At 55.8% G+C, this 4,933-nt stretch carries 7 protein-coding genes and 2 pseudogenes; 3 read left to right on the forward strand and 6 right to left on the reverse strand.

The window, feature by feature from the left end:
• Both IQ273_RS30405 and IQ273_RS34585 read right to left on the reverse strand, forming a co-directional pair.
• A pseudogene (locus IQ273_RS30405) lies at positions 1-430 on the reverse strand (IS66 family transposase); the annotation flags it as partial.
• A gap of 39 nt (positions 431-469) precedes the next feature.
• A complete protein-coding gene (locus IQ273_RS34585) occupies positions 470-604 on the reverse strand; it encodes a hypothetical protein (protein WP_255534757.1) in 135 nt (44 codons plus the stop codon).
• Between the two features lie 240 nt (positions 605-844).
• On the opposite strand from IQ273_RS34585, the gene IQ273_RS30410 reads away from it, so the two are divergent.
• Positions 845-1,075, forward strand: coding sequence for a hypothetical protein (locus IQ273_RS30410; RefSeq protein ID WP_194026830.1), 231 nt, complete (start codon positions 845-847; stop codon positions 1,073-1,075).
• An 81-nt stretch (positions 1,076-1,156) separates the two neighbouring features.
• Positions 1,157-1,384, forward strand: a complete 228-nt coding sequence (locus IQ273_RS30415; protein WP_194026831.1) for a hypothetical protein — start codon at positions 1,157-1,159, stop codon at positions 1,382-1,384.
• Between the two features lie 15 nt (positions 1,385-1,399).
• Here the strand turns inward: IQ273_RS30415 and IQ273_RS30420 are convergent, their stop codons facing one another.
• The 4 genes from IQ273_RS30420 to IQ273_RS30435 form a co-directional block, all read right to left on the reverse strand.
• A complete protein-coding gene (locus IQ273_RS30420) occupies positions 1,400-2,233 on the reverse strand; it encodes an alpha/beta fold hydrolase (RefSeq protein ID WP_194026832.1) in 834 nt (277 codons plus the stop codon).
• Positions 2,234-2,244: 11 nt separating this feature from the next.
• Positions 2,245-2,841, reverse strand: coding sequence for a TetR/AcrR family transcriptional regulator (locus IQ273_RS30425; protein WP_194026833.1), 597 nt, complete (start codon positions 2,839-2,841; stop codon positions 2,245-2,247).
• Between the two features lie 61 nt (positions 2,842-2,902).
• A complete protein-coding gene (locus IQ273_RS30430) occupies positions 2,903-3,343 on the reverse strand; it encodes a hypothetical protein (protein ID WP_194026834.1) in 441 nt (146 codons plus the stop codon).
• Between the two features lie 159 nt (positions 3,344-3,502).
• The gene (locus IQ273_RS30435) at positions 3,503-3,649 is read right to left on the reverse strand and encodes a hypothetical protein (RefSeq protein WP_194026835.1); all 147 of its coding nucleotides are present in this window, start codon (positions 3,647-3,649) and stop codon (positions 3,503-3,505) included.
• A 420-nt stretch (positions 3,650-4,069) separates the two neighbouring features.
• Here IQ273_RS30435 and IQ273_RS36170 point away from each other — a divergent pair.
• Positions 4,070-4,807 (forward strand): annotated as a pseudogene (locus tag IQ273_RS36170) (transposase); the annotation flags it as partial.
• Positions 4,808-4,933: the final 126 nt, after the last annotated feature.

A 4,933-nucleotide genomic window follows, 5' to 3' on the forward strand; every position in this document is an offset into this window, starting at 1 on the left:
TCTGCTGACAGCACGAACACTGCCCACCGTAGCGCTCGACACGGGTCACCTGAGGCCGAACTTGGGGCAGTTCAATTCGCTCATAGACCGCTTTGAGTTGTTGACGAGCACGCTCTACCTCGCTGCCACAATGGGGACAACGGTTCACTTGGGCTACCACCACTTGGTCAGGCGATGCACTGAGTTCTCGTCCACCACCCGCACGGCCCACGCTTGCCGCTCGCTCGCTTGGCTGGGGCTTAGCATCCTCTGAGTTTGGCTTAAATCCTTTCGCGGGCGGCAAACTCGAATTGCGCGACGTTGTCTTGACGCCTTTGCCTTTGAGCCTCTCGACCTCTGCCTGCAACGCTTGCACTACCGCCCACAGCTCTCGTATCAGAGCGTCTTTCTCCTCAGAACTGAGGCCTTCTAACGGCGGCAGGTCTTTCATGGCAAAAGTTTACCACCCTCTCTTATTCGCCGCTACCCGTCAACCTAGTTGAGCAATTACGACACCGGTTTCCCAACACACTCTCAGCTTGGCCTTCCACTGCCGCCCAAAGCTCTCTCTGGCCTTTTCTAGGGCGTAGTATTGGCTGTTCGTCGCTTCAAAGGTGGTGTTCATGGTGCTTCGGTGATAGGGGTATCTGCTGTCTCTGTAGCGGTTGGGGAGGCTGCGATCGCAAGGTGCTGTAGCGAGTCTAGGGGTTGCGATCGCAATAGCCTTTGGGGTGTGTTTTGCCCTACCCCCAGGGCGAGACGGCTAGGAGAGCTGTGCGAGCAGGTCAGGGGCGATCAAGGGAGCTAGGGCTGAGCGGATGTCGCTGTTGCTCATGTGCTTGCTCTTTCCTCTGGAGTGCCGCCATTGGATATTGGCAAGGGAAGCGAGGGCACGGAGTTTGTTAGTCAACGTTCCAGAGCCGCCGATGACGGCCTGCACCTGGTCGGGGTGGATGGTGGCGGCATCGGCAGCGGCATCGAGGGCCACCGCATTGTCGAGGAAAGCAACGACGCGATCGGGTGCAGGGTTGGTGTGGGAATCTTGGTGCCGTTCGTCGGCCTGGGGCAGGGCCGTGCCGCCATCAAGGGGGAGTAGCGATCGGTCGATGTGTAGGGTGAGAGCGTTGGCTTCGGTGGCCCATTCGGCCTCGTAGAAGCGACGAGCGGCCCTGCCTGCATGAAAGTTATAGAGGCAGGCGAGGAAAGCCAGCCAGCCAGCGACCTGGAGGAGGATAGCGATCGTGCGGTAGAAGTCGAGGGCATGATGGACAAAGACCGGCCCAAGGGGCGATCGCAGCGCATTGCTTATTTTCCCTACGGTGCGAGAGACAGTCGAGGAGAGGCGTCTGTCTACTTAGGCTTCGAAAATCAGATAGCTGGGACGAGATTGCTTAACTATTGTTGAGCATGACTGCTGTGCTTATGCTACTAGAAAATCAAGCACCACATGATTAAACACATCGGCGTGCTCTAGGTAGGGTAAATGTCCACAGGAGTCAAACACCTGGAGTTGGGCATTGGGCATTACTTTTGCCGCGAGCTCCCCATGGCTGATCGGAAAGGCCCAATCCTGTTTTCCCCAGATTAATAAGGTAGGCGACTGAATTTCAGCCAGGCGATCGTGGATAGAGCGCCAGAAATTTGGCTTCATGCCCAAGACATTGCCCATGGTTCTAAAGGTGCGTGTTTGAAACTGCAAAACATCTGATGCCATGTTCCGTAGCACCAAATCCATAAAGGCTTCGTCATGCAGGTAAGGCTCCGGATCATAGATACACTGCTGCACCATAAATTTTGCTGCCCTGGGGCTGGGGTGATTGAGCACTTCTCCAACCACCGGTAGGGAGGTTAACCTCGCGGGCAGGGCCACCTCTTTGCCCAGCCCGCCAGCTCCGATCAAGACCAGCTTCTCGATGCGTTCAGGCACAGCCAGCGCCATCTTCAGGGCAATGGCACCGCCAATAGAACCCGCGATTAAAGATGCCTGGGGTAGACCCAAGGCATCCATAAACTGAAAAATAAATTGGCTAATATCATCCACCGTGTAGGTTGTTTTGGGCTTGTCAGACATGCCTGAACCCACCCAATCTAGGGCGTAGACCTGATGGTGCTGCGCCAGGGCAAAGACATTTTTGTACCAGTAATCGATGGCTCCACCCTGGCCATGAATTAGTAAAACAGGGGAGCCTTCTTCACCTAAAGCCCAGTAGCGCGTGTTGATGCCATCAACTTGAATGTATCGATCAGTTGGCATTGTAATGGTCATCATTCACCTGCTGGTTGTCGAATGTGTTGAATTGCTTGGATTAAGGCATTTAAAATTACGTTATAGCTGGCTTCAGGGGACGGCTCTAGGGTTAACAAACCGGCCTGCTCTGTGGCGACAAAACCGTAAAACGCAGCATTCAACATGCGCACGGCGTGGATAGTTTCTAAGTGAGTAAAGCTGTACGGCTGAAGCACCCGTTGGTAGAAGGACAAGATAGTTTCAACGATCGGGGCACAATCGGGATCGGTGGGCTGTAGAGGCATAGCTGTCATCACGGCGTAGAGCGCGGGGTGTGATCGCGCAAAATTTCGAGCAGTGTGGGCCACGATCCTCAACAGTTCTGATGAATCGTCCATGCCCTCAATCGGTTGACAGCACAGCGCCAGGAAACGCCGCCAAATCTCTAGCGCTACCAGTCGTCGCAGTGCCGCGCCATGCTCCACGTGTTTGTAAATCGAGGGCGGCGTGATGCCTAGCTCCCGTGCGACACGATTGACTCCCAGGGCTGTCGGCCCTTCTGCCTCAACGCAGACGATCGCGGCTTCAATCACATCCCGCTGAGTCAGAGATTTTGCTTTGACTGGACGCCCCACGACAACCTCGGCAGCTAGCTAATACTATTCACTAAAAGCGAATAGTATTAGCTTTGTCAATCTAGTTCCTTATTTTCCTGTGAGTCCGTTCCTCGCTGCCAAGGTGCAAGATCTGAGTCAACGTTCCAGAGCCGCCGATGACGGCCTGCACCGAGTCGGGGTGGATGGTGGCAGCGGCATCGAGGGCCACCGCATTGTCGAGGAAAGCAACGACGTGATCGGGCGCAGAGTTGCTGGGGGAATCTTGGGGCAGTGCATCGGCCTGGGGCAGGGTAGCGCCGTCATCGAGGGGGGCGATTCTCCAGTGGAGAGGCTTCGCCAACGCATTGTCGATGTGTTGAACCAGTGCGTTGGCTTCGGCGGCCCATTCGGCCTCGTAGTAGCGACGAGCAGCCTTGCCCGCTTGAAGGGTATAGAGACAGGCGAGGAAAGCTAGCCAGCCAGCGACCTGGAGCAGGATTGAGATCGTGAGGTAGATGTCGAGGGCGCGATCGCATCGCAAAGCCTGTCAGGTGTAGCGAGTGGCAGTGACAAGGATGGTAGCGGCAGTGGCGTAGGGGGCCAGCAGGCGGGTAACGAGTGCTTGGGTGGTGTTCATGGGGGGATTGCCTCAACGTGTGGAGTGGGGTGCCCTCATGGCGCTGAGGGCAGGCGGTAGGAGCTATTCAATGGAGAAGCCGTGGACGGTTTCAGCAGGGGGTTGGAGGGGCTGCTGGTAGCTGCTGAGGTATTGCACATCTCTGGGGTCTAGCCCTAGGGCGAGGTGCTGTTTTACCTCGGGTTGGGGGGTAGCGATGGCCGTGGTCATGGGGTGTTCCTCCCGTTTGGCTGACTACTATATAATAGCTTGACTGCAACAAATATACAATAGCAGTCAGGATATTTATAGTTAAATCTATTGCAGTTAGTAGGTCTTGGTAAACTTGTCGCGTGCCACGATAATTGTCATAGTTGTGCCACGATAATTGTCATGGCGGCTAGAACGGTTGCCTGCTGGGACATCTAGCGATCTTGGGCCTGAATCAGCGACGTAATAGGGAGACGATGGTCAACGTCGCGATCGCGTCCGTAAGGCTTGTCCCACAAGGGTTTAGGGATTTGATGACAAATAACGTGGCACGAAATTGACTGGAGTTTAGACTACAGCCATAGAAAAAAGCGACATGAGCGAGGCTCAGGCCGCTTTTTAGCAGACGCTGAGAAAGCACAACCAATCTTGGCGACTGCTATGACCTACGATAGCCTGTACGGATTTCGAGAACGTGCCCATCAATATCTGGGACGTGCCCACGACGCCACCTTTGAACTGGTCGATGCCGTGCTGACGACCCGGCATGTGTACAGCTTTGTAGCATTATCGCAATCACCGCTGTTTCGACGGCAATGGTCGAGTGCGTATGAGGCGCTGCAAGACAGCCGCCCGTAACGGCACCGACTGATGCGACTGTACCTAGAGCAACTCCCGAGCAATACCCCGATAGTGCTTGCGGGAGACCATACGGGATGGCCCCGCCCTGAGGCCAAACGGTTGCGGGAGCGAACCCATGAGCACCAGGCTAACAGCAGTGGGAGTCTGGGGCCGGTGAGTCTAGGCCAGGGCTATAGCACCTTGGCCTGGATTTCAGAAGAGAGCGGCAGTTAGGCCTTGCCCTTACGCCATGAGCGCATCACCAGTTGGGAGAGCCCCATTAGCAAAGCGGCCTTTCAACTCAGACACGTATGCCGACACTTGCCAAGCCGACCGTTGAGCCTTTGGGATAGCGAGTATGGCTGTGCCAGCTTTGTGCTGAAGACTGCAGATATTGAGGCTGATAAGCTGATGCGCCTGCGCTCGAACCGCAATCTCTGGGGTGCGCCGCCACCCTATGGCGGGACGGGACGACCCCGAATCCATGGTGCTTGTTTCAAACTCAATGCCCCCACGACCTGGCGAACCGCTGACCACGACCTGACCGTCGTGCATCCTATCAAATGTCAAGTACATAGAGGTGACGCGACAGCTAGATTGGCGGATTGCAGGGTCTGAGAGAAGGTCAGCACCCCCGTTCATGAGCGCTGTAGCAGTGGTCGCCTTTCGAAGAACGACTGCACG

This window comes from Nodosilinea sp. LEGE 07298, assembly GCF_015207265.1.
Lineage (GTDB): Bacteria > Cyanobacteriota > Cyanobacteriia > Phormidesmidales > Phormidesmidaceae > Nodosilinea.

What these genes read in the sequence shown, in the direction of transcription:
- IQ273_RS30420 (WP_194026832.1), bottom strand. Translation starts at nt 2,233, where the DNA reads ATGCCAACTGATCGATACATTCAAGTTGATGGCATCAACACGCGCTAC.
- IQ273_RS30415 (WP_194026831.1), top strand. Translation starts at nt 1,157, where the DNA reads ATGAAAGTTATAGAGGCAGGCGAGGAAAGCCAGCCAGCCAGCGACCTG.
- IQ273_RS30435 (WP_194026835.1), bottom strand. Translation starts at nt 3,649, where the DNA reads ATGACCACGGCCATCGCTACCCCCCAACCCGAGGTAAAACAGCACCTC.
- IQ273_RS34585 (WP_255534757.1), bottom strand. Translation starts at nt 604, where the DNA reads ATGAACACCACCTTTGAAGCGACGAACAGCCAATACTACGCCCTAGAA.